The sequence below is a fragment of the Dinoroseobacter sp. S124A genome (assembly GCF_049801015.1).
GTDB lineage: Bacteria > Pseudomonadota > Alphaproteobacteria > Rhodobacterales > Rhodobacteraceae > Dinoroseobacter.
Genome location: NZ_JBNAGD010000003.1, coordinates 29,092 through 49,639, shown reverse-complemented (window position 1 = coordinate 49,639; position 20,548 = coordinate 29,092). Strand labels below are relative to the sequence as shown.

21 protein-coding genes are annotated in these 20,548 nt (G+C 65.0%); 15 read left to right on the top strand and 6 right to left on the bottom strand.

Annotation, left to right across the window (positions count from 1 at the left end; genetic code table 11):
• The first annotated feature begins 25 nt into the window (after positions 1-25).
• Complete coding sequence (locus tag ACP15I_RS08040) at positions 26-640, top strand: LysE family translocator (protein WP_424966072.1); 615 nt, start codon at positions 26-28, stop codon at positions 638-640.
• Here ACP15I_RS08040 and crtC read toward each other — a convergent pair.
• Both crtC and crtD read right to left on the bottom strand, forming a co-directional pair.
• A complete protein-coding gene (gene crtC / locus ACP15I_RS08035; RefSeq protein ID WP_424975029.1) occupies positions 637-1,479 on the bottom strand; it encodes a carotenoid 1,2-hydratase in 843 nt (280 codons plus the stop codon). The two genes, ACP15I_RS08040 and crtC, sit on opposite strands and share 4 nt — an antisense overlap.
• A complete protein-coding gene (gene crtD / locus ACP15I_RS08030) occupies positions 1,476-3,047 on the bottom strand; it encodes a 1-hydroxycarotenoid 3,4-desaturase CrtD (RefSeq protein ID WP_424974653.1) in 1,572 nt (523 codons plus the stop codon). The genes crtC and crtD overlap by 4 nt, the downstream gene beginning before the upstream one ends.
• Before the next feature lie 112 nt (positions 3,048-3,159).
• Here crtD and ACP15I_RS08025 point away from each other — a divergent pair, with 112 nt between their 5' ends.
• The 14 genes from ACP15I_RS08025 to dxs all read left to right on the top strand — a co-directional run bounded on the left by ACP15I_RS08025 (position 3,160) and on the right by dxs (position 16,422).
• Positions 3,160-4,038 (top strand): polyprenyl synthetase family protein, encoded by an 879-nt coding sequence (locus ACP15I_RS08025; RefSeq protein ID WP_424974652.1) that lies wholly within the window; start codon positions 3,160-3,162, stop codon positions 4,036-4,038.
• 120 nt (positions 4,039-4,158) lie between these two features.
• Entirely contained in the window at positions 4,159-5,172 is a 1,014-nt protein-coding gene (locus ACP15I_RS08020; protein WP_424974651.1) for a methyltransferase, read from the top strand.
• A 138-nt stretch (positions 5,173-5,310) separates the two neighbouring features.
• Positions 5,311-6,249, top strand: coding sequence for a chlorophyll synthesis pathway protein BchC (gene bchC / locus ACP15I_RS08015; protein WP_424974650.1), 939 nt, complete (start codon positions 5,311-5,313; stop codon positions 6,247-6,249).
• On the top strand, positions 6,246-7,253 hold the full coding sequence (locus ACP15I_RS08010; RefSeq protein WP_424974649.1) for a chlorophyllide a reductase iron protein subunit X: 1,008 nt from the start codon (positions 6,246-6,248) through the stop codon (positions 7,251-7,253). Before bchC ends, ACP15I_RS08010 begins: the two co-directional genes overlap by 4 nt.
• The gene (locus tag ACP15I_RS08005) at positions 7,240-7,419 is read left to right on the top strand and encodes a hypothetical protein (protein ID WP_424974648.1); all 180 of its coding nucleotides are present in this window, start codon (positions 7,240-7,242) and stop codon (positions 7,417-7,419) included. The genes ACP15I_RS08010 and ACP15I_RS08005 overlap by 14 nt, the downstream gene beginning before the upstream one ends.
• The gene (gene bchY, locus ACP15I_RS08000) at positions 7,412-9,001 is read left to right on the top strand and encodes a chlorophyllide a reductase subunit Y (protein ID WP_424966066.1); all 1,590 of its coding nucleotides are present in this window, start codon (positions 7,412-7,414) and stop codon (positions 8,999-9,001) included. The genes ACP15I_RS08005 and bchY overlap by 8 nt, the downstream gene beginning before the upstream one ends.
• A gap of 76 nt (positions 9,002-9,077) precedes the next feature.
• Complete coding sequence (gene bchZ, locus ACP15I_RS07995) at positions 9,078-10,544, top strand: chlorophyllide a reductase subunit Z (RefSeq protein ID WP_424966065.1); 1,467 nt, start codon at positions 9,078-9,080, stop codon at positions 10,542-10,544.
• A 14-nt stretch (positions 10,545-10,558) separates the two neighbouring features.
• The gene (pufQ, locus tag ACP15I_RS07990; protein ID WP_424966064.1) at positions 10,559-10,783 is read left to right on the top strand and encodes a cytochrome PufQ; all 225 of its coding nucleotides are present in this window, start codon (positions 10,559-10,561) and stop codon (positions 10,781-10,783) included.
• A 122-nt stretch (positions 10,784-10,905) separates the two neighbouring features.
• Positions 10,906-11,055 (top strand): light-harvesting antenna LH1, beta subunit, encoded by a 150-nt coding sequence (gene pufB / locus ACP15I_RS07985; RefSeq protein WP_424966063.1) that lies wholly within the window; start codon positions 10,906-10,908, stop codon positions 11,053-11,055.
• A gap of 14 nt (positions 11,056-11,069) precedes the next feature.
• On the top strand, positions 11,070-11,219 hold the full coding sequence (pufA, locus tag ACP15I_RS07980; RefSeq protein WP_424966062.1) for a light-harvesting antenna LH1, alpha subunit: 150 nt from the start codon (positions 11,070-11,072) through the stop codon (positions 11,217-11,219).
• A gap of 141 nt (positions 11,220-11,360) precedes the next feature.
• Positions 11,361-12,200 (top strand): photosynthetic reaction center subunit L, encoded by an 840-nt coding sequence (gene pufL, locus ACP15I_RS07975; protein WP_424966061.1) that lies wholly within the window; start codon positions 11,361-11,363, stop codon positions 12,198-12,200.
• Positions 12,201-12,203: 3 nt separating this feature from the next.
• Positions 12,204-13,196, top strand: coding sequence for a photosynthetic reaction center subunit M (gene pufM, locus ACP15I_RS07970; RefSeq protein ID WP_424966060.1), 993 nt, complete (start codon positions 12,204-12,206; stop codon positions 13,194-13,196).
• A complete protein-coding gene (pufC, locus tag ACP15I_RS07965; RefSeq protein ID WP_424974647.1) occupies positions 13,196-14,302 on the top strand; it encodes a photosynthetic reaction center cytochrome PufC in 1,107 nt (368 codons plus the stop codon). Before pufM ends, pufC begins: the two co-directional genes overlap by 1 nt.
• A 191-nt stretch (positions 14,303-14,493) precedes the next feature.
• Positions 14,494-16,422, top strand: a complete 1,929-nt coding sequence (dxs, locus tag ACP15I_RS07960; protein WP_424974646.1) for a 1-deoxy-D-xylulose-5-phosphate synthase — start codon at positions 14,494-14,496, stop codon at positions 16,420-16,422.
• A 136-nt stretch (positions 16,423-16,558) separates the two neighbouring features.
• Here the strand turns inward: dxs and ACP15I_RS07955 are convergent, their stop codons facing one another.
• From ACP15I_RS07955 to chlG, 4 genes are read right to left on the bottom strand one after another with little or no spacing between them, the layout of a single operon-like run.
• Positions 16,559-17,089 carry an isopentenyl-diphosphate Delta-isomerase gene (locus ACP15I_RS07955; RefSeq protein WP_424966057.1) on the bottom strand — a complete coding sequence of 177 codons (531 nt, stop codon included), beginning with the start codon at positions 17,087-17,089 and terminating at the stop codon, positions 16,559-16,561.
• Complete coding sequence (locus ACP15I_RS07950) at positions 17,086-18,270, bottom strand: geranylgeranyl diphosphate reductase (RefSeq protein ID WP_424966056.1); 1,185 nt, start codon at positions 18,268-18,270, stop codon at positions 17,086-17,088. Before ACP15I_RS07950 ends, ACP15I_RS07955 begins: the two co-directional genes overlap by 4 nt.
• Before the next feature lie 12 nt (positions 18,271-18,282).
• Entirely contained in the window at positions 18,283-19,584 is a 1,302-nt protein-coding gene (locus ACP15I_RS07945) for a BCD family MFS transporter (RefSeq protein WP_424974645.1), read from the bottom strand.
• 1 nt (position 19,585) lies between these two features.
• The gene (gene chlG, locus ACP15I_RS07940; protein WP_424974644.1) at positions 19,586-20,491 is read right to left on the bottom strand and encodes a chlorophyll synthase ChlG; all 906 of its coding nucleotides are present in this window, start codon (positions 20,489-20,491) and stop codon (positions 19,586-19,588) included.
• Positions 20,492-20,548: the final 57 nt, after the last annotated feature.

Here is a 20,548-nt window from a genome sequence, read left to right as displayed (position 1 = left end):
CCTAGATCGCGTCAGGAGGCCCCCCATGATCGACTGGCTCATCTTTGTTCCCGCGTGCTTTGCCCTGAACCTCGCCTTTGGGCCAAACAACCTGCTGGCCATGACCCATGGGGCGCAGGGCGGGGTGCTCTTTGCCGGGCGCGCGGCGCTGGGGCGGCTTCTGGTCTTTGTGCCGATGATCGCGGCGAGCGCCTTGGGGCTGGGCCTCTTGCTGACGGCGTCTGCGGCGGTGTTCCAAGGGGTGAAGCTGATCGGCGCGATCTACCTGATCTGGATCGGTTGGCGTCTCTGGCGCGGGGCAGGGCGGCTGCGGATCGACCCCCGCCGCGTGCGGGTCACGCCCGCCGCCGCGTTCCGGGCCGAGGCGCTGGTTGCGCTCAGCAATCCCAAGGCGATCCTGATCTTTGCCGCCTTTTTCCCGCAATTCGTGGCGACCGAAGCCTATTGGCAGAGCTATGCCCTACTGGGCGGGTGTTTTCTGCTGCTGGAGGCGGTGGCGATCTCGGCCTATGCGCTGGCCGGACGGTCCGCCGCGCGGGTGGCCGGGCCGCGCCTGTCCTGGATGCAGCGGGGGTCGGGGGCGATGATGATGGTCTTTGGTGCGCTTTTGCTGGTCAGCCCCGCGCCGAGCCAGCGCTAGTCGCCGAAGTTCCAGCCCGGGCGGCGCGGCACGCGCACGGCCAGCATTGGCATCAGCCACGGACCCCGGAACCTGTCGAGATCCAGCGCTTCGAACACGCCCGAGACCCGCTCGCCATGAAGAGTCGTCTCGACCCCGCAGCGGTTGTAGAACGGCGCGTCGAGCATCGCCTTGACCTGTCGCGGCGTGGTGCCCGGATCGGCCCGCGTCTCGCGTTTGACGAGCCAGTTCGAGCGGCGGAACCGGGTCTTGGGCGGGGCATCCATCACCGAGACGCCGCCCGTGCGGTCAAAGCTCAGCGCGACCTCCAGATCACTGCCATCGCGGCGCGCCACATCATAGAAGGACGCCGTGCCGGTCTTGGTCGGATACCGCCCCCAGGTCCAATAGCCGAAATCCGCCTCCAGCGCGCGGGTGCCGAAATTCGCATCGAAATAGCCATGGCCGCGCCATTGCCAGCCGGAGCGTCCCAGATCGACCTCGATCTCTGCCGTGGGGGCGAAGGGGCGCCAGATATGCGCGCCATCCGCGGTCAGGGGTACCTCGACCCCGGTGACGGCGGCGGGGTGGATCTTCACCGTGCCCTGCAGGCGCTGGCAATGAGGGGTGGAGACCTCGTCGATATCTACCGTGAGGGTCGTGCCATCCCAGTGCAGCCCGCTCGGCCCCACGGTGAAACTGTCCTCGGTCTGGCGCAGGGCGTCGCGGCCCCGGTCGGTCATGGTCCAGCGACCGCCCCGGCCATAGGTGGCCACGTTGATGCAGACATTATTGTCCGGGGATTTGCGGCCGGACCAGCGATACCAGGGCGAGAAGACCGACCCGATGAACGCGATTATGGAGATCGCGCGGGTGCCGCAGGCGCTGACCCCGTCGATATACCACCATGCGTAGCCATCCGCCGGGACGTCGATGTTGAAGTTCGGTCCTGCAGAATCGCCGCGGCCGCGTGCCGCCCGGAAAGGGTCGCCATCGGGATCCCCGCCCCCGGATGCGCCCCGCCCCCCGCCAGATAGAGGCCCGGCAGCTTGGTCCGGGCCTGCGGGCGCTGGAACGCCGCCATCAGCCCATGCGGGCTCCGTCCGTAGAGGGATCCGGCCGACCCGGGAAACAGGCGCGCGAAGTCCCGCGGCATCGTCAGGGCGCTGCGTCCGGGCCGCTCCGAGAAGTCCAGACCCATGGCCGCGAACCGGTTGAACACTTGCGTCTGACATTTGCGGAACTCCTCCTCGTCATTCCCGGCACTGGCCTCGTTCAGGACAGGCGGGCCGTTCATGATGACCTCAAACCGCTCGGCGCCATTGGGCGCGAGCCCGGCCCCGCGATCCTCGGCGCAGAGATAGAGCGTCGCGTCCGGGGGCATCTGCCCCGCGGCCAGCGCGTCGAACTCCACCTGCGGGTCATCGGCGAAAAATACGTTGTGATGGACCAGATCCCGGCCCGAGGGCGTGGCCGCGAAGGACCAGACATAGGCCGAGAGCGAGCGGTCCTGCACCCCGGGTGCGGGCACGGCCGGGCGTGGTGCCGGGCCAAGCAGCCCCAGATGCAGCGCACGGGGGTCACCGTTGAAGACCACCGTATCCGCTTGCAGCCGTGTGCCATCGGTCAGGTGAACCCCTGACACGCGCCCCGATTGCGTCTCGATCCGAGCGACGGGGCTGTCATAGCGCAGCTCGGCCCCTTTCTCGGTGGCGAGCTTGGCCAGGGCCTGTGCCAGAGCGTGCATGCCCCCCTCCACCCGCCAGACGCCCTGCGCCTCGGCCTGCCAGATCAGGGCCAGAACGGCGGGGGCCGCATAGGGCGAGCCGCCCACATAGGTCGCGTAGCGGCCAAAGAGCTGTTGCAGACGCGGGTCGCGGAACCGTTTCGACAGGCTCTTGGCCAGCGTTGTCAGCGGGCCCATGGCCGGGATCAGCGAGGGCTGCGCCAGCACGTGACGGGTCAGACCGGCCAGATCCGGGCTCGGCTCCTGCATCATCGGCTGGTCAAAGGCGGCAAAGAGCTTGGCGGCCTGCGCGCTGAAGGCGGCGAAGGCCTCGGCCTCTCGCGGTCCGGCAAAGGCGCGGACGGCATCGACCGAGCTCTCGGGATCCGCGTGCAGGTCCAGGGTGCTGCCATCGGCCCACCAATGGCGCGCCAGCACCGTCTCGCGGTGCAGGGTCACATGGTCCGACAGGCGCGCATCCACATCGTCGAACAGCGCTTCGAAGATCGGGCGCAGGGTCATAACCGTGGGTCCCGTATCCACCGGGCCCGCCGCACTGGGCAGGGTGCGCATCTTGCCGCCCGGCCCCGATTGCGCCTCGAGCAGGGTGACGTCGCAACCCGCATGGGCGAGCCGAATGGCCGAAGCCAGCCCGCCCATTCCGGCGCCGATCACAATCACCTTGTCCGATGTGCTATACATAAGGGGTCCGTTCAAATCCTGTCCTTGATTGTTGACAGCTCGCCGCAAACTGTCCAGTGTAATTTACAGTCTTGTGTCATTTGTAAGTGACATTCTGCCCTGGAGCCGTGCCATGACCCCAAACTCGCGCATTGAAGCCGCCCTCGATGTGGCCCTGATCCGCAGCCGCGCGGGGTCCTGCCCGCCCAAGCTGGCGACGGCGCTGGAATATGCGGTCAAGCCCGGCGGCGCACGGATCCGTCCGACGATCTGTCTCAATGTGGCGATGGCCTGCGGCGATGATGCGCCGGGGCTGACCGACGCCGCTTGCACGGCGATCGAGCTGATCCATTGCGGCAGCCTTGTCCATGACGACCTGCCGGCCTTTGACAATGCCGATATCCGCCGGGGCAAGCCGACCATTCACAAGGCGTTTTCCGAGCCGCTCGCGGTGCTGACCGGGGACACGCTGATCATCATGGCATTCGAGGAAATCGGCGTTGCAGCGATGCAGGATGCGGCCCGTGGTGGGCAGCTGATCCGCGAGCTTGCGCGCTTCTCGGGGATGCCCCACGGCATCTGCGCCGGGCAGGCCTGGGAGAGCGAGCCGGTCGTCGACCTGTCCGCCTATCACCGGGCCAAGACCGGGGCGCTGTTCACGGCTGCCACCCGCATGGGGGCCGCCGCCGCGGGCGAAGATCCGGAGGCCTGGACCGAGCTCGGCGCGCGGATTGGCGAGGCCTTTCAGGTCGCCGACGACCTGCGCGATGCGCTCTATGACGAAGAGACCCTTGGCAAGCCCGCCGGGCAGGACGCGATCCATGCCCGTCCCAACGCGGTGACCGAGCTTGGGGTGCAGGGGGCGATTCGCCGCCTCGATGACATTCTGTCCGGCGCGATCTCGTCGATCCCGTCCTGCCCGGGCGAGGCCGCCCTGTGCGAGATGGTGCGCAAGACTGCCGAGCGCCTGACCCCGGTCCTGCCGAACATTGCCAGCGCGCGCACGGCCTGACCCATGACCATGTCCTCCGGCGGTTTCAGCCGCCTTCCTTTCCTGCCGGACAGGCACGCGTTTTACCGGTGGTGGGTCGGCCTTGCCGGCTCCCCCAGCTTTCAATCCTGGGCCAGTGCCATGCCCGGCACACGCCGCCTAGCGCGCAAGGATGGCGAAGAGCTCTTCGATCTGGTCTCGGGATTTGTCTACAGCCAGGTCCTGCACGCCTTTGTCACCCTCGACATGCCCAGCCTGCTGGCCAAGGAGCCCTTGCCCGCCTGGCGTCTCGCCGCGCGCACGCGGCTGGAGCCCCGGCAGATGGAGGCCCTGTGCCAGGCCGCGACCGCGCTCAAGCTGCTCAAGCGGCGCAAGGACGGGAGCTATCAGCTCGGCCGTCTCGGCGCGGCCCTGCCCGGGGTGCCCGGGCTGACGGAGATGATTCGCCACCATGACGTGCTCTACCGGGACCTCGCGGATCCGATGGCCTTTCTGCGCGGCGGGACCGAGACCGAGCTGGCGCGCTTCTGGCCCTATGTCTTCGGCCAGAGCGGGACGAATGATCCTGAGATCGCCGAGCGCTATTCCAAGCTGATGGCGGACAGTCAGGGCCTCGTGGCCGAGGAAACCCTGCGCGCGATTCGCCTCGACGGTGCCCATCGCCTGATGGATGTGGGCGGCGGCACCGGTGCGTTTCTGCGGGCGGTGCGGGCCGAATATCCGGACCTGCGCCTGCGTCTGTTCGATCTGCCTGCAGTGGTGTCCGGAGCCGACCTGCCCGAGGGGGCGGATATGCGTGGCGGGTCGTTCCGCGATGACCCGGCGCTGCCGGGCGGGGCGGATGTGATCTCGCTCGTGCGAGTCCTCTATGACCACGCCGATTCGACGGTTGCGAGCCTTCTGGGCAAGGTCCATGCCGCGCTGCCGCCGGGCGGGCGCGTGATCGTGTCCGAGCCCATGGCGGGTGGCGCCGATCCCAGCCGGGTCGGGGATGCCTATTTCGCCTTCTACACCATGGCCATGCAGACCGGCAAAGCCCGCTCTGCCGAGGAAATCAAGGCGCATCTGGCGCAGGCCGGGTTCCAGCAGGTCCAGTGTCACAAGACCTATCGGCCGTTCGTGACCGGCGTCGTGACTGCGACCAAAGCCGCGTAAGGCGCACCGCACACACCCGCATTCCGAGTGTCTAATTTAGTTGACATATATAGCTGTAAGCGTAATCTTACAGTCAACTACGAACTGCGACATTGAGTCCGCTCGCGCGTCGCAGCCTAGAACACGGGGAACTTCACCATGGACGCCACAGCAGTCGTACAGACCGGACCGCGCGCGCTCGGCTTGCAGGAGGTGGGGCTGACCGATCCCACGGAGACCGACATCGTCGTGGCCATCGATCATTCCGGCATCTCCACCGGGACCGAAAAACTGTTCTGGACTGGCAATATGCCGCCCTTTCCCGGCTTCTCCTTCCCGCTGATCCCCGGCTACGAGGCCGCCGGTGAGGTGGTCGAGGCCGGATCAGACACCACCTTCAAGCCCGGTGATCGGGTCTTTGTGCCGGGGGCCAATTGCTATGGCGAGGTGCGGGGGCTCTTTGGCGGGGCGTCGAACATGCTCGTCTCCGATGCCGCTCGGGTGGTGCGTATCGACCGCGATCTGAAAGCCGAAGGCGCCCTGCTGGCGCTGGCCGCGACCGCCCGCCATGCCATGGCCGGGCTCAACAAATCCGTACCGGACCTGATCGTGGGTCACGGTGTGCTGGGCCGCCTGCTCGCCCGTCTGACCATTGCCGCCGGGGCCCCCGCGCCCACGGTCTGGGAAATCGACGAGGCCCGTCAGGGCGGCGCCCAGGGCTACGAGGTCATCCATCCCGACAGCGACACGCGCCGCGACTACCGGTCGATCTATGACGCGTCGGGCAAAGCCGACCTGATCGCCAGCCTCATCATGCGGATCCAGAAGGGGGGCGAGATCGTGCTCGCCGGGTTCTACGACCAGATCTCCTTCCCGTTTCCGCCCGCTTTTATGAAAGAAGCCCGCCTGCGCATCGCCGCTGAGTGGGACCGCGATGATCTCATCGCAACCCGCGCCCTGATCGATTCCGGGGCGCTCTCTCTCGACGGGTTAATCACCCACACCGCCAAGGCAACCGATTGTGCAGACGCTTACCAGACGGCGTTCGAAGACCCGGCTTGCCTGAAGATGATCCTGGATTGGAGTGCGACCGCATGACTCTTGATATCCCAAACCTGAAACCAGACTACGACCAGCGCCTGCGCGACGAGGCGGCCGAAGAGCCGACGCTCGAAGTGCCGCAGGGCGAGCCGACCAAGAAGACACAGATCATCGCGATCTATGGCAAGGGCGGCATCGGCAAAAGCTTCACCCTCGCCAATCTCAGCCACATGATGGCAGAGCAGGGCAAGCGCGTGCTGCTGATCGGGTGCGACCCGAAATCGGACACCACCTCGCTGCTCTTTGGCGGCAAGGCCTGTCCGACGATCATCGAGACCTCGACCGAGAAAAAGCTCGCGGGCGAAGAGGTCGGTATCGGCGATGTCTGCTTCAAGCGCGGCGGCGTTTTCGCAATGGAACTCGGTGGCCCCGAAGTGGGCCGTGGCTGCGGCGGACGGGGGATTATCCATGGCTTTGAACTTCTGGAAAAACTCGGGTTCCACGATTGGGACTTTGACTATGTGCTCCTGGATTTTCTCGGCGATGTGGTCTGCGGCGGTTTCGGCCTGCCTATCGCTCGGGATATGGCCCAGAAAGTTATACTCGTAGCCTCCAACGACCTGCAGTCCCTGTATGTCGCCAATAATGTTTGCTCGGCGGTGGAGTATTTCCGCAAGCTTGGCGGCAATGTCGGGGTCGCGGGGCTTGTCATCAACAAGGATGACGGCACGGGCGAGGCCGCGGCCTTCGCCAAGGAAGTCGATATTCCGATCCTCGCGGCAATCCCGCAGGACGAGGATCTGCGCAAGAAATCCGCCAATTACCAGATCGTCGGCACTGCCGCCGGACCGTGGGGCGATCTCTTTGCGGAGCTTGGCGAGAATGTCGCCGAAGCCCCGCCCTTGCGACCGACTGCACTCAGCCAGGATGGTCTGCTCGGTTTGTTCTCGGCTGAGGAAACCGGCGCGGATTTCGTGCTGGAGCCGGCCACGGACGCGGATATGCGCGGCAAGAATGCCAAACCCAAAGAGTCCCTCGAAGTGGTCTATGACGATGTTTGACATGGCCAAGATGGATGATCTGGACCAGGGCCTCGCGCGTCTTGCCGAGTTGCCCGAGGCCGTCGCGCAGTGTTTCGCCGAAACACCGGTTCCGCCCCGCCGCCCCACGCTGAGCCCCTGCCCGGTGACACGGCTGGGCCTGCCGAAAGGGGGCCGCGATGGATAAACCCCCGCTCGAGACCCGCTACGACAGTGCGGATGAGGTTGAAATTCACGAGGGTACCGCGCGCGAGCCGGTGCCCGAAGGCGTGACTGCGACGCCCGATGGCATGGGCTGTCATGCCCCCGGCGCGCAGATGGAGGCGGCGGCCCGGGCCTCGGGCATGTCCGAGATCCTCGACCAATACGCCGCCGATTACCCGCAAGGGCCCCATGACAAACCGCAATCCATGTGCCCGGCCTTTGGCTCGCTGCGCGTGGGGCTGCGGATGCGCCGCGTGGGCACGATGCTCTCGGGGTCGGCCTGCTGTGTCTATGGCCTGACCTTTGTGAGCCATTTTTACGGGGCGCGCCGATCCGTCGGCTACGTCCCCTTCAATTCCGAGACGCTTGTGACCGGCAAGTTGTTCGAGGACATCCGGGACGCTGTTCACAAGATGGCGGACCCGGAGAAATACGATGCCATCGTTGTGACGAACCTTTGTGTTCCGACCGCGTCGGGGGTGCCTTTGCGGCTGCTCCCGTCCGAGATCAACGGCGTGCGCATCGTGGGCATTGACGTGCCCGGTTTCGGCGTGCCGACCCATGCCGAAGCCAAGGACATACTCGCGGGCGCAATGCTCAATTACGCCCGCGCAGAGATCGAAGCCGGACCTGTTCAGGCCCCGGCTTCGGGCAAGGCGGATCGTCCCACCGTAGCTCTGCTCGGTGAGATGTTCCCGGCTGATCCCATCGGGATTGGCCAAATGCTCGCGCCACTCGGTCTGGCGGCAGGTCCGGTCGTTCCCTGCCGTGAGTGGCGCGAGCTATATTCTGCATTGGATTGCGGGACGGCCGCCGCAATCCACCCGTTCTATACGAGTGCCATTCGCGAGTTCGAAGCCGCCGGGCGGTCTGTCGTCGGTTCGGCCCCTGTGGGCCATGACGGCACGGCTGCCTGGTTGGCCGCGATCGGTGACAGTTTCGGCGTCTCTGCCGAGAAGATCGCCGAGGCACAGAACGCATTCCTCCCGGCGATCAAGGGCGCATTGGCAGCCACCCCCATCAAAGGCACGATTACCCTCTCGGGGTATGAAGGGTCCGAGTTGTTGGTGGCGCGTCTCTTGATCGAATCCGGGGCGGAGGTGCCCTATGTGGGCACCGCCTGTCCGCGCACCAAATGGTCCGAGCCGGACCGCGATTGGCTGGAGGCGCGGGGCGTCAAGGTTCAGTATCGCGCCTCGCTCGAGGATGATTGCGCGGCGATGGAGGCTGTTAAGCCCGATCTTGCCATCGGCACGACCCCGGTCGTCCAGAAGGGCAAGGAACTGGGCATCCCGAGCCTCTATTTCACCAACCTGATTTCCGCGCGGCCCCTGATGGGGGTGATGGGCGCGGGGTCCCTGGCGCAGGTCGTGAACGCGGCCATGGGCAACAAGGACCGCATGGATCATATGCGCGCATTTTTCGAAGGCGTCGGCCATGGCGACACGGCCGGGGTCTGGGAGGGGGATCCGAACCTCCGCCCCGATTTCCGCGCGACGAACCTCAAGAAGCTGGAGCGTGCCGAGAAGGCCCGCGTCGCGGCGAACGGAGGTGTGAAATGCTGAGCTTGGATTGGGGGGCTCTGCCCCCGGCCTTCGGCCTCCCCCGGAGTATTTTTGGAACAATGAAGGGGGGTGCCCCATGTTGATCCAGGATCATGACCGCGCAGGCGGGTATTGGGGCGCCGTGTACGCCTTCACCGCCGTGAAGGGTCTGCAAGTGGTGATCGATGGCCCGGTGGGCTGCGAGAACCTGCCGGTGACCTCGGTGCTGCATTACACAGATGCATTGCCGCCCCATGAATTGCCCATCGTGACAACCGGGCTTGGCGAAGAGGAGCTGGGCCGCGATGGTACCGAGGGCGCGATGAAGCGCGCCTGGGGTACGCTCGACCCAGCGCTGCCTGCCGTGGTGGTCACAGGCTCGATTGCCGAGATGATCGGCGGGGGCGTGACCCCACAGGGCACGAATATTCAACGGTTTCTGCCGCGCACGATCGATGAGGATCAGTGGGAAGCCGCCGACCGGGCGATGACCTGGATCTTCACCGAGTTCGGCATGACCAAGGGGCGGATGCCCCCTGAGAAGAAGCGCGAGGAGGGGGCCAAGCCCCGGGTGAACATCCTCGGGCCGATGTATGGCACCTTCAACATGCCCTCGGATCTCGCCGAGATCCGGCGGTTGGTCGAGGGGATCGGGGCCGAGATCAACATGGTCCATCCTCTGGGCGCCCATCTGGCCGAGATGCGGGGCCTTGTGAACGCGGATGTGAATATCTGCATGTATCGCGAGTTTGGCCGCGGCCTTTGTGAGGTGCTGGGCAAGCCCTATCTGCAGGCCCCGATCGGCATCGAGAGCACCACGAAATTCCTGCGGAAACTCGGGGATCTGCTGGGTCTCGACCCGGAGCCCTTCATCGAGACGGAAAAGCATTCCACGATCAAGCCGGTCTGGGATCTCTGGCGCTCGGTGACGCAGGACTTCTTTGCCACGGCAAGCTTCGCCATCGTGGCGAACGAGACCTATGCCCGCGGGATCCGCAACTTCCTCGAGACGGATATGGGCCTGCCCTGTGCCTTCGCCGTGGGTCGGGTCGCGGGCAAGAAGACCGATAATGACGAGGTGCGCGAGATGATGCACACCAAGCGTCCGCTGGTCGTCATGGGCTCGATCAACGAGAAGATGTATCTGGCCGAGATGGCGGGCGGCTTCGGCCCGAAACCGGCCTTTATCCCCGCAAGCTTCCCCGGTGCCGCCATCCGGCGCGCCACGGGGACCCCGATGATGGGCTATGCGGGCGCGACCTACCTGATCCAGGAGGTCTGCAACAGCCTGTTCGACGCGCTCTTCCACATCCTGCCGCTGGGCAGCGAGATGGATAGTGCGGCGGCCACACCGACGACGCTCCGGCGCGATTTCCCCTGGGATGATGATGCCCAGAGGCTCTTGGACCGGATCGTCTCCGAGCACCCGATTTTGACCCGTATTTCCGCCGCCAAGACCCTGCGCGATGCCGCCGAGAAGGCAGCGCTGGAGCAAGGTGACGAGCGGGTCGTCATTGAAACCGTCAAGGCCCTGCAACCCGCAGGCTTTGAGGACGCGACTTAAGGGAGGGAACGACAATGGCGGACCAGACAACGAACGGACCGGTGGAACACCGCGCCCACAAGATGCCGAAAGCTGAGTTTTACACCTATTTTGCGATCATTTTTGCCGCCGCAATCCCGGTCGCGATCCTCAGCTGGACCCTCGCGTCCATCAAGAGCGGCAGCTTTCAGAAAAAAGGGCCGATTGCCCGCGCCTGGACCCAGGCCCGGATCATCACGCCCATGATCTTTTCGGCGTGAGCCGGAAGATCCCGAGTTTCGGCCCTCGCCTGAGGGCTGGATATGCCGGCAGGGGATGAGCCCTTGCCGGGGCCCGGCCGCGGGGTTCGCGGTATCAGCAATAACTTTCCGGAGGAATGCACATGGCTGATAAATCCGACCTGTCCTTTACAGGTCTAACCGACGAGCAGGCTCAAGAGCTGCATTCGGTTTACATGAGCGGGCTCTGGCTGTTTTCGGCCGTCGCCATTGTCGCTCACCTCGCCACGTTCATCTGGCGTCCTTGGTTCTAAGGGAGCACTGAAAAATGTCCAAGTTCTACAAGATCTGGCTGATCTTCGACCCGCGTCGCGTGTTCGTGGCTCAGGGCGTGTTCCTGTTCCTGCTGGCGGCGATGATTCACCTCGTCCTGCTCAGCACCGAGCATTTCAACTGGTTTGAACTGGCCGCGATGTGATCGCGTCCGGGTCTCTGACCAGGGACCTCTACAAATCTGCTGCGGGCGGGCCCCCGGATCGGCCGCAGCATATGAATACCTTAATGACAACTGACGGCTGAGCGCGACCAGCACAGCAGCCGCCACTTGCGGAGACAGACGATGGCTTTGCTCAGCTTCGAGAGAAAGTATCGCGTCCGTGGAGGGACGCTGATCGGCGGCGATCTGTTCGACTTCTGGGTAGGCCCGTTCTACGTGGGCTTTTTCGGAGTCACGACAGCATTTTTCGCCCTATTAGGCACGGTAATGATTTTCTGGGGAGCGTCCCAACAGGGCACCTTCAATCCCTGGCTGATCAACATCGCGCCACCCGACTTGAAATACGGCCTCGGCATGGCCCCCCTGATGGAAGGCGGTCTGTGGCAGATCATCACCTTCTGCGCCATCGGCGCATTCGTCAGCTGGGCGCTGCGCGAGGTCGAGATCTGCCGAAAGCTCGGCATGGGCCTGCATGTGCCCGTGGCGTTCAGCTTCGCGATCTTTGCCTATGTGACCCTCGTGGTGTTCCGGCCGCTCCTTCTGGGTGCCTGGGGACATGGATTTCCCTACGGGATCTTCAGCCACCTCGACTGGGTGTCTAACACCGGCTACGCCTATCTGCACTTCCACTACAATCCGGCCCATATGATCGCGGTGACGTTCTTCTTCACCACGACCCTGGCGCTGGCTCTTCACGGGGCGCTGGTCTTGTCCGCCGCAAACCCGCCCAAGGGAGAGGAAGTCAAAGGTCCGGATAACGAAGACACCTTCTTCCGCGATTTCATCGGCTATTCGATCGGCACCCTGGGCATCCACCGCGTGGGTCTGCTTCTGGCGCTGAATGCCGGCTTCTGGTCCGCCGTCTGCATCATCATCTCCGGTCCCGTCTGGACCAAGGGATGGCCTGAATGGTGGAACTGGTGGCTCGAGCTGCCGATCTGGCCCAGCCAAGTGGGGATGTAAGCGATGCCCGAATATCAGAACATTTTCACCCAAGTCCAAGTGCAGGGCCCCGCAGAGCTCGGCGTCGACAATGAAAACAACATGACCGAATTGCGCACGAAGGGGACCTCCTTCTCGCAGCTCATCGGTTGGATCGGCAATGCCCAGCTCGGGCCTGTCTATCTGGGGTGGTTCGGCGTCATCAGCCTGATCACCGGGACCCTGTGGTTCAACATTGTCGGCTTCAACATGCTCAGCCAGGTCGGCTACAGCATTCCGGAATTCATCCGGCAGCTTTTCTGGCTGGCGCTCGAGCCGCCCTCGCCGGAATACGGGCTGCGCATGCCGCCGCTTGATGACGGGGGCTGGTACATCATCTCCAGCTTCTTCCTGCTGATCTCGGTGCTGGCCTGGTGGGTGCGCTCCTATCAGCTTGCCGAGATGCACAAGATGGGCAAGCACGTCGCCTGGGCCTTTGCCGCCGCGATCTGGCTGTTCCTCGTGCTCGGGCTCTTCCGTCCGATTCTGATGGGCTCCTGGTCCGAAGCGGTGCCTTACGGGATCTTCCCGCACCTGGATTGGACCACGGCCTTCTCGATCCGCTACGGCAACCTCTACTACAACCCGTTCCACTGTCTCTCGATCGTGTTCCTCTATGGCTCTGTCCTGCTCTTTGCGATGCATGGCGCGACCATTCTGGCGGTCACCCGTTTCGGCGGCGACCGCGAGCTGGAGCAGATCTATGATCGCGGTACGGCATCCGAGCGCGCGGGTCTCTTCTGGCGCTGGACCATGGGGTTCAACGCCACGATGGAAGGCATTCACCGCTGGGCCTGGTGGTTCGCAGTCCTCACGCCGATCACCGGCGGGATCGGGATCCTGCTGACCGGCACCGTGGTGGACAACTGGTTCCTCTGGGCCGTCGAGCACAACTTTGCGCCCGACTACACCCAGGACTACGGCTACGAGGCCTACACCACCTATGAGGGCTTCATTGGCCAAGAGGAGGCAAACTGATGTTCCCCAAATGGTTCTCTGAGTGGAACGCGAAGAACCCCACGGATATCTACAAGCCCGCCATCATCGTCGGCGTCGCTGGTAGCGCGGTGTTCCTCGCAGCCCTCTTCGTTAGCTGGGGTCAGCCCCTGGCGACGGACAGCATGCAGACCGGCCCCCGTGGCACGGGCATGAAAGTGGCCAAGTTCGAGCTGGAGCTGGATAAACCGGATCCCACGATCGAAGACTACTACACCGACGAGCCCTTCATTCCCGAAGAGGGGGAAGAGCTCGCCGGGGACATCTACGAGAATGTCCAGGTGCTCGGCGATCTGACGGATGCGAATTTCAACCGGCTGATGAACGCGATGACCCAATGGGTCGCACCGGAGCAGGGCTGTGCATACTGCCACTCCGGCGCGGATGACGGGGAATATGCGGATGATGACCTTTACACCAAGGTCGTCGCCCGCAGCATGATCCAGATGACCCAGAACATTAACGAGAACTGGGACGGCCACGTGAACGCCGTCGAGGTTGTCGGGGTCAATTGCTACACCTGTCACCGGGGCGAGAATGTGCCGTCGGATATCTGGTTCCGGATCGATCCCGTGAACGAGAACACCTCGGGCTGGTCTGCGGTGCAGAACCGGGCCACGGCGCAGTCGCAATTCACCTCGCTGCCCTCCGACGCACTGGAGCAGTACCTGCTGAACTACGAGACCATCGCCGTGCATGATCTCGAAAGCCGGGTCCAGAACGAGCCGGGTGATCCCACCTGGCAGCATACGGAGCGGACGTTCAGCCTGATGAACTACTTCTCCAACTCGCTGGGTCGGAACTGCGTGTTCTGTCACAACAGCCGGGCCTTCTACGATGGTGCGCAAGTGACGCCGCAATGGGCCACTGCGAGCCTCGGGATCCAGATGGTGCAGGAGTTGAACAACGACTACCTCGTGCCGCTCGAAGGGGTCTATCCGCCCGAACGTCTTGGCCCGCTCCATGCGGATGCGCCCAAGGCCGCGTGCAAAACCTGCCACAAGGGCTATCAGCGCCCGCTGCAGGGGACGAACGTGATCACCGATTGGCCGGAACTCGCGACCTCGGGTCCGCCCGTCTACGAATAGGCCTCATGGCCTTCCCCCGCCGGGCCCCTTCGCTTTTCCAGCAGGGGGCCCGGACTCCGGACCCGCAGGCTCGACCGTCGGTCCACCCCCGATCCACCCGCGCCGCTTGACCGGCATTGGCGCCCCCGGATCGGTCCGCGCGAGACCGCTCGCGCATGATCTCGCACCAGACCGCGAAGGAGGAGACGACCATGCCCAATTCCCGCCCCCAGACCCCCACGCTTGACCGGGTGGCCTGCCCGGCCGACCTGAAATCCCTCACGGATCGAGAATTGATGACGCTCTCGGATGAGCTGCGCGCCGAGGTGATCTCGGCAGTCTCCGAGACCGGGGGGCATCTGGGCTCCTCGCTCGGCGTAGTTGAGCTGACCGTGGCGATCCACGCGGTGTTCAACACCCCCTTCGACAAGCTGATCTGGGATGTGGGCCACCAATGCTATCCGCACAAGGTCCTGACCGAGCGCCGCGACCGCATCCGCACCCTGCGCCAGAAGGGAGGCCTGTCGGGCTTCACCAAGCGCAGTGAGAGCGAATATGACCCGTTCGGTGCCGCGCACTCCTCGACCTCGATCTCCGCCGCGCTGGGCTTTGCCACGGCGCGCGATCTCGGCGGGGCCACGGGCGATGCGATTGCCGTGATCGGCGATGGCTCGATCAGCGCCGGCATGGCCTATGAGGCGATGAACAATACCGGGCATGAGGGGCGCCGCCTCTTCGTGATCCTGAACGACAATGAGATGTCCATCGCGCCGCCCACGGGCGCCATGTCCACCTATCTCAGCGATCTGGCCTCGACCGGTCCGCTCCACGCGCTCAAGGACATCGCCGAGGGGTTCGAACGCAGCCTCCCCGGCCCCCTGCGCGAGGGCGCTCAGCGCGCCCGCGAGCTTGTGACCGGCGAGCACGGCTCTTCCGCGACGCTCTTCGAGGAACTGGGCTTTGACTATATCGGCCCGATTGACGGCCATGACGTGCCGCAGCTTCTGCAGGTGCTGCGCGCCGCCCGGGCCAAGGCGAGCGGGCCGATCCTGATCCATGCCTGCACGGTGAAGGGCAAGGGCTATTCCCCCGCCGAGCTCTCCGATGATTGCTACCACGGGGTGGCCAAGTTCGATGTGGCCACGGGCAAGCAGAAGAAATCCGCCCCAAACGCGCCCGCCTATACCAAGGTGTTCGGCGAGACCCTGACCGCCGAGGCCGAGCGCGACGCGCGGATCTGCGCGGTGACGGCGGCGATGCCGGGCGGGACGGGCGTGAACATCATGGGCAAGCGCTTTCCGGGGCGCGTCTTCGATGTGGGCATTGCCGAGCAACACGCGGTGACCTTCGCGGCGGGGCTCGCGGCGGGGGGCATGAAGCCCTTCTGCGCGATCTATTCCAGCTTCCTGCAGCGCGGCTATGACCAGGTGGTCCATGACGTGGCGCTGCAGAACCTGCCCGTGCGCTTTGCCATCGACCGCGCTGGCCTCGTGGGCGCCGATGGCCCGACCCATGCGGGCGCCTATGACGTGGCCTATCTGGCGAACCTGCCGAACATGACCGTGATGGCCGCCGCCGACGAGGCGGAGCTTGTCCATATGGTCGCCACCGCCGCAGCCCATGATGCAGGCCCCATCGCGTTCCGCTATCCGCGTGGCGAGGGCGTGGGCACCGAAATGCCCGAGCGGGGCCAGATCCTCGAGATCGGCAAGGGCCGGGTGATCCGCGAAGGCAGCTCGGTCGCGATCCTGTCTCTGGGTGCGCATCTGTCGGAATGCCTCAAGGCCGCCGAAGAGCTCGACGCACGAGGGATCTCGGTCACCGTCGCCGATGCCCGCTTCGCCAAACCGCTCGACACGCAACTGATCGCCGATCTGACCGACAGCCACGAAGCGCTCATCACGGTCGAACAGGGGGCCGAAGGCGGCTTTGGCGCGATGGTCCTGCATTGGCTCGCGAAAACCGGGCGTCTCGATGGCAAGCTCAAGATCCGCACCATGACCCTGCCGGACCGTTTCATCGATCAGGCGAGCCCGGATGACATGTACGCGGATGCCAAGCTGACCGCAGGTCATATCGCCGGACAGGCGCTGCACCTGATGGGGGCGGACACCGCGCTGCTCGAAGCGACCACCGCCTGACGCGACAGCACAGCGCGCAGGATCCCCCGGCGCGCCGTCTTTCTTAAGTCTCTAAATATCCCCGCCGGAGGCAAAAAATCAGCCCGGTGTGTCGCAAGACGCACCGGGCTTTGATCTGCCGTCAGGGGCGATTGGCTCAGCTCGGGCTGAGCGCGCCAAAGATCCGTTCCGAATGCTCCTCGAGATAGATCCGCAGCCAGGGCGTGTACTTCTCGGGCCGGCGCTTGGCCTCGGCACTCAGATCGAACAGATCGATCCAGGCATAATCGCAAACCTCGTCGGGATTGGGCGCCACCACCAGATCCGGGGTCGCCTCGGCGATGAAGAGATCCACGACCTCATGCTCGATCAACCCGTTGCCCACATCGGCGCGGTACTCCACCCGGTCGCGATGGGCCGGATAGAGCCCGGTGATCCCCAGCTCCTCCTTCAGGCGGCGCATGGCGCAATCCACTGGGCTTTCATCCCACAAGGGATGGGTGCAGCAGGTATTCGCCCAAAGCCCGGGCGTGTGATACTTCGACAGGGCGCGCCGCTGGATCAGCGTCTCGGTCCCGCGCATCACGAAAACCGACACGGCCTTGTGCTTGAGGCCGCGCTGATGCGCCTCCAGCTTGCCGACCGGGCTCAGCGCCCCATCGACCCAGGCGGGAACGAAGTCCCTCATACCGACACCGGCGAGATCAGCCCGCTCAGATGGGCCAGGTTCTTCACCCCGATCTTCAGATGGGCCATGGGCCGGGCGCGCACCAGTTTCTTGTTCATGTAAGCCTCGAAGGTCAGGCGCTGCACATCCACATCATGGCAGAGCGACACGAAACGCTCCCTGCGCTCGTCCGAGCGATAATAGGCGTCCTGCATCGCGCCCAAAACGCGAAAAACTGTCCCATGCTCCTTGAGGAAACGCTTGCGCGCCTTGGCGAGCGCTTTGACCTGCCCGGTGCGCAGGCATTCGAGCGCGGCTTCCCCCGCCACCCGGCCCCCGGCCATGGCATAGTAGATCCCCTCGCCCGAGGAGGGGGCAACGACGCCCGCGGCATCCCCGGCGAGCACGAGGTCCCGGCCATTGTCCCACTTGTCCAGCGGCTTGAGGGGGATGGGCGCGCCTTCCTTGCGGATGGTCTCGCATTCCATCAGGCCCGCGCTTTCGCGCAGCAGCTTCGTCGCGGCCTTCAGGTCCGTGCCATCCACCCCGGTGCCCATGCCGACACTGGCAGATTTGCCATGGGGGAAGACCCAGCCATAGAAATCGGGCGAGACCACGCCGTCATAGATCACGTCGCAGCGCTTGGGGTCGTAGTTTTCGGAGATGCCCTCGGGGGCCTTGATGATCTCGTGATAGGCGATGACATAGGGGATCGTGTCGCCGCCGGGCACTTCGGCCCGGGCCACATCCGAGCGCGCGCCATCGGCACCGATAATCAGCTTGGTGCGCAAGGACACCTCTTCGCGTGTGGCCTTGTCGCGATAGACGACCCATGTGCCCTGCTCGGACCGTTCGATCCGCACGAAGGTGCCTGTGTGCCGGTCCGCCCCGGCCTTGGCCGCGCGTTCGCGCAGGAATTCGTCGAAAAACTCGCGATCGACCATTCCGACAAAGCCGTTCTCGATCGGGATATCCACGTGGCGCGCGGTGGGCGACACCATGCGCGCGGTGTTGATCTTGGCGACGATCTGGCTGTCCGGAACGTCGAAATCCTCGATCAGGCGCGGCGGGATCGCCCCGCCACAAGGCTTGATCCGCCCGGCCCGGTCGATCAGCGCGACTTTCTTGCCGGCGCGTGCCAGGTCCTCGGCCGCGGTCGCGCCCGAGGGGCCTCCGCCCACAACGATCACATCATAGGTCATTCCATCTCCCCCTCATTCACCGGGAACCAAGGCGCCGCCGGTCTGCGGGGCGCGTGTCTTGCGTGCCTTGTCCACCACACGCCAGGCCATCAGGGCCGAGACGAGGAACAAGGCTGCTTCGAACAGAAATACCGAGCCGAAGGCTGCGGCGTCATTGGGCAGAACCTGCCGCAAGAGATCGGCGCTTGCCGCGCCCACCAGACCGCCGAACCCGGCGGCGATGGCCTGCGCCGCACCCCAGAGGCCCATGCGCGTGCCCTCGCGGGCTTCGCGGCCCTCTCCGGCGAGCTGCATCATGGATCCGATGGCGGCGACGGCGAACATGCCGTTGAAAAAGCCCAGCAGCACCACGGCTGGCACCAATGGTGCCGCCGGGCCGATCTGGCCGAGCCCGGTGATCAGGGCCAGCGCTCCGGCAGAGCCGATGCATCCGGCGATGACCCAGGCCCGGAGCGAGCCGAGATGCAGCCCCGTGGCGCAAACCCCCACGAGCACCATCCCGAGGAACACGCCCCCGTTCTGGGCGCCGCTCAGCGAGGTCGACTGCCCCGGCGTGAAGGCGAAGACGAGCCCGGCATAGGGCTCGAGGATGAGCTCCTGCATGAAATAGGCGGTCATCGACAGAAAGACGAAGACCGTGAAATTGCGGGCCTTACGCTCTGCCCAGACCTCGCGCATGCCATCCATGAAGGGCAGGGGGGCTTTCTCGACGGGCGGGACCGTGACCCGCGCTTCGATGCCCCAGACCGCAAGGCTGGTGAGCAGGACAGCGCCGATCGTGACAATGGCGACGATCCTGAGCAGAAGAGCAGGCGAATAAGGATCGAGGAAGCTGCCCACGGTGGCTGCCGTCACCGCGATTCCGGCGATCATCATCAGCCATGTGATCGTGGCCGCCGCCGCCCGCCGACGTGGGTCCGTGGCCGTGGCCAGCAGCGCCAGCAGCGAGGTACCGGAAGCTCCGACACCGACGCCGATCAGCGCATAGGCGAGGATCGACACCAGCAGACCGGCGACAAAGGCGGTCTCCATCAGGACAACGCCATAGGCCGCGCTCAGCCCTCCGGCGGCCAGAACAGCCATCCCGCCGATGATCCAGCGGGTGCGCTTGCCGCCCGTGTCCGATCGGTAGCCCCATTGCGGGCGGGTGATCTGAATGCCGTAATGCAGCGCTACGAGCAGACCGGGAAGGACAGCGGGCAAGGCCAGCTCCACCACCATGAGCCGGTTCAGGGTCGAGGTTGTCAGTACAACAATCGCCCCGAGGCAGAGCTGCACCAGCCCCATGCGGATGATCGAGATCCAGCCGAGCATGTCAGACGCCCCCGATCCCGCGCAGGGCGAAGGCCGTGACCATCATCCCCGTCACGTAAAACAGAACGCCGGTGCCGTTATACCAGGGCGCCTTGCCCTTGGGGTCGGCCAGCATCTCGCGCATCGCCCAAAGCTGCAGCACCACGAGGCCCGTGACCACCAGCGCCCGGTTGCCGAGCCCCCAGTGGAACAGAAGCGCGATCACCGCGAGCTGCGGGATCAGCATGACGACGCAGGCCAGCTTGGCCGCGCGCTCCGGGCCAAGCGTGACGGGCAGGGAGTTGACGCCCATCTGGCGGTCACCCTCCAGCGCTTTGAAATCATTGAGTGTCATGATGCCATGGGCGCCGATCCCGTAGAGGATCGCGACGATGACGATAGGCCAGCTCGGCGCACCGGTGACCATCACCGCGGTGCCTGTGAACCAGGGCAGGCTTTCATAGCTGAGCCCGACAAGGCCCGGCCCCCACCAGCCCGATTTCTTCAGGCGGACCGGTTCGGCGGAATAGGCCCAGGCGGCCAGAACGGCCACCACCGTGGCACCAAAGCCCCAGGGGCCCAGGGCCAGCCCGACCAGCAGCGCGAGCGCTGACATGGCAAGGGCGATCCACAGACCCCAACGGCCCGGGACACGTCCCGACGGGATCGGGCGGTTCGGCTCGTTGATCGCGTCCACATGGCGGTCGCACCAGTCATTCGCGGCCTGGCTCATGCCACAGACAATCGGCCCGGCCAGCAGCACGCCCAGAACGAGCGGGCCCCAATGATCCGTGACCGACGCCCCGCTGGCCACCACACCGCAGGCATAGGCCCACATGGGCGGAAACCACGTGATGGGTTTGATCAGCTCCAGAGCCGCCGAGGGCTCGGGCAGTTTGCGGGGCTGTAAATCGACGCTGACACTCATGTGTCAATCAAACACGACAACGCGAGTCGCAGCAAGCCCGGACAGACTGTCAGGCAG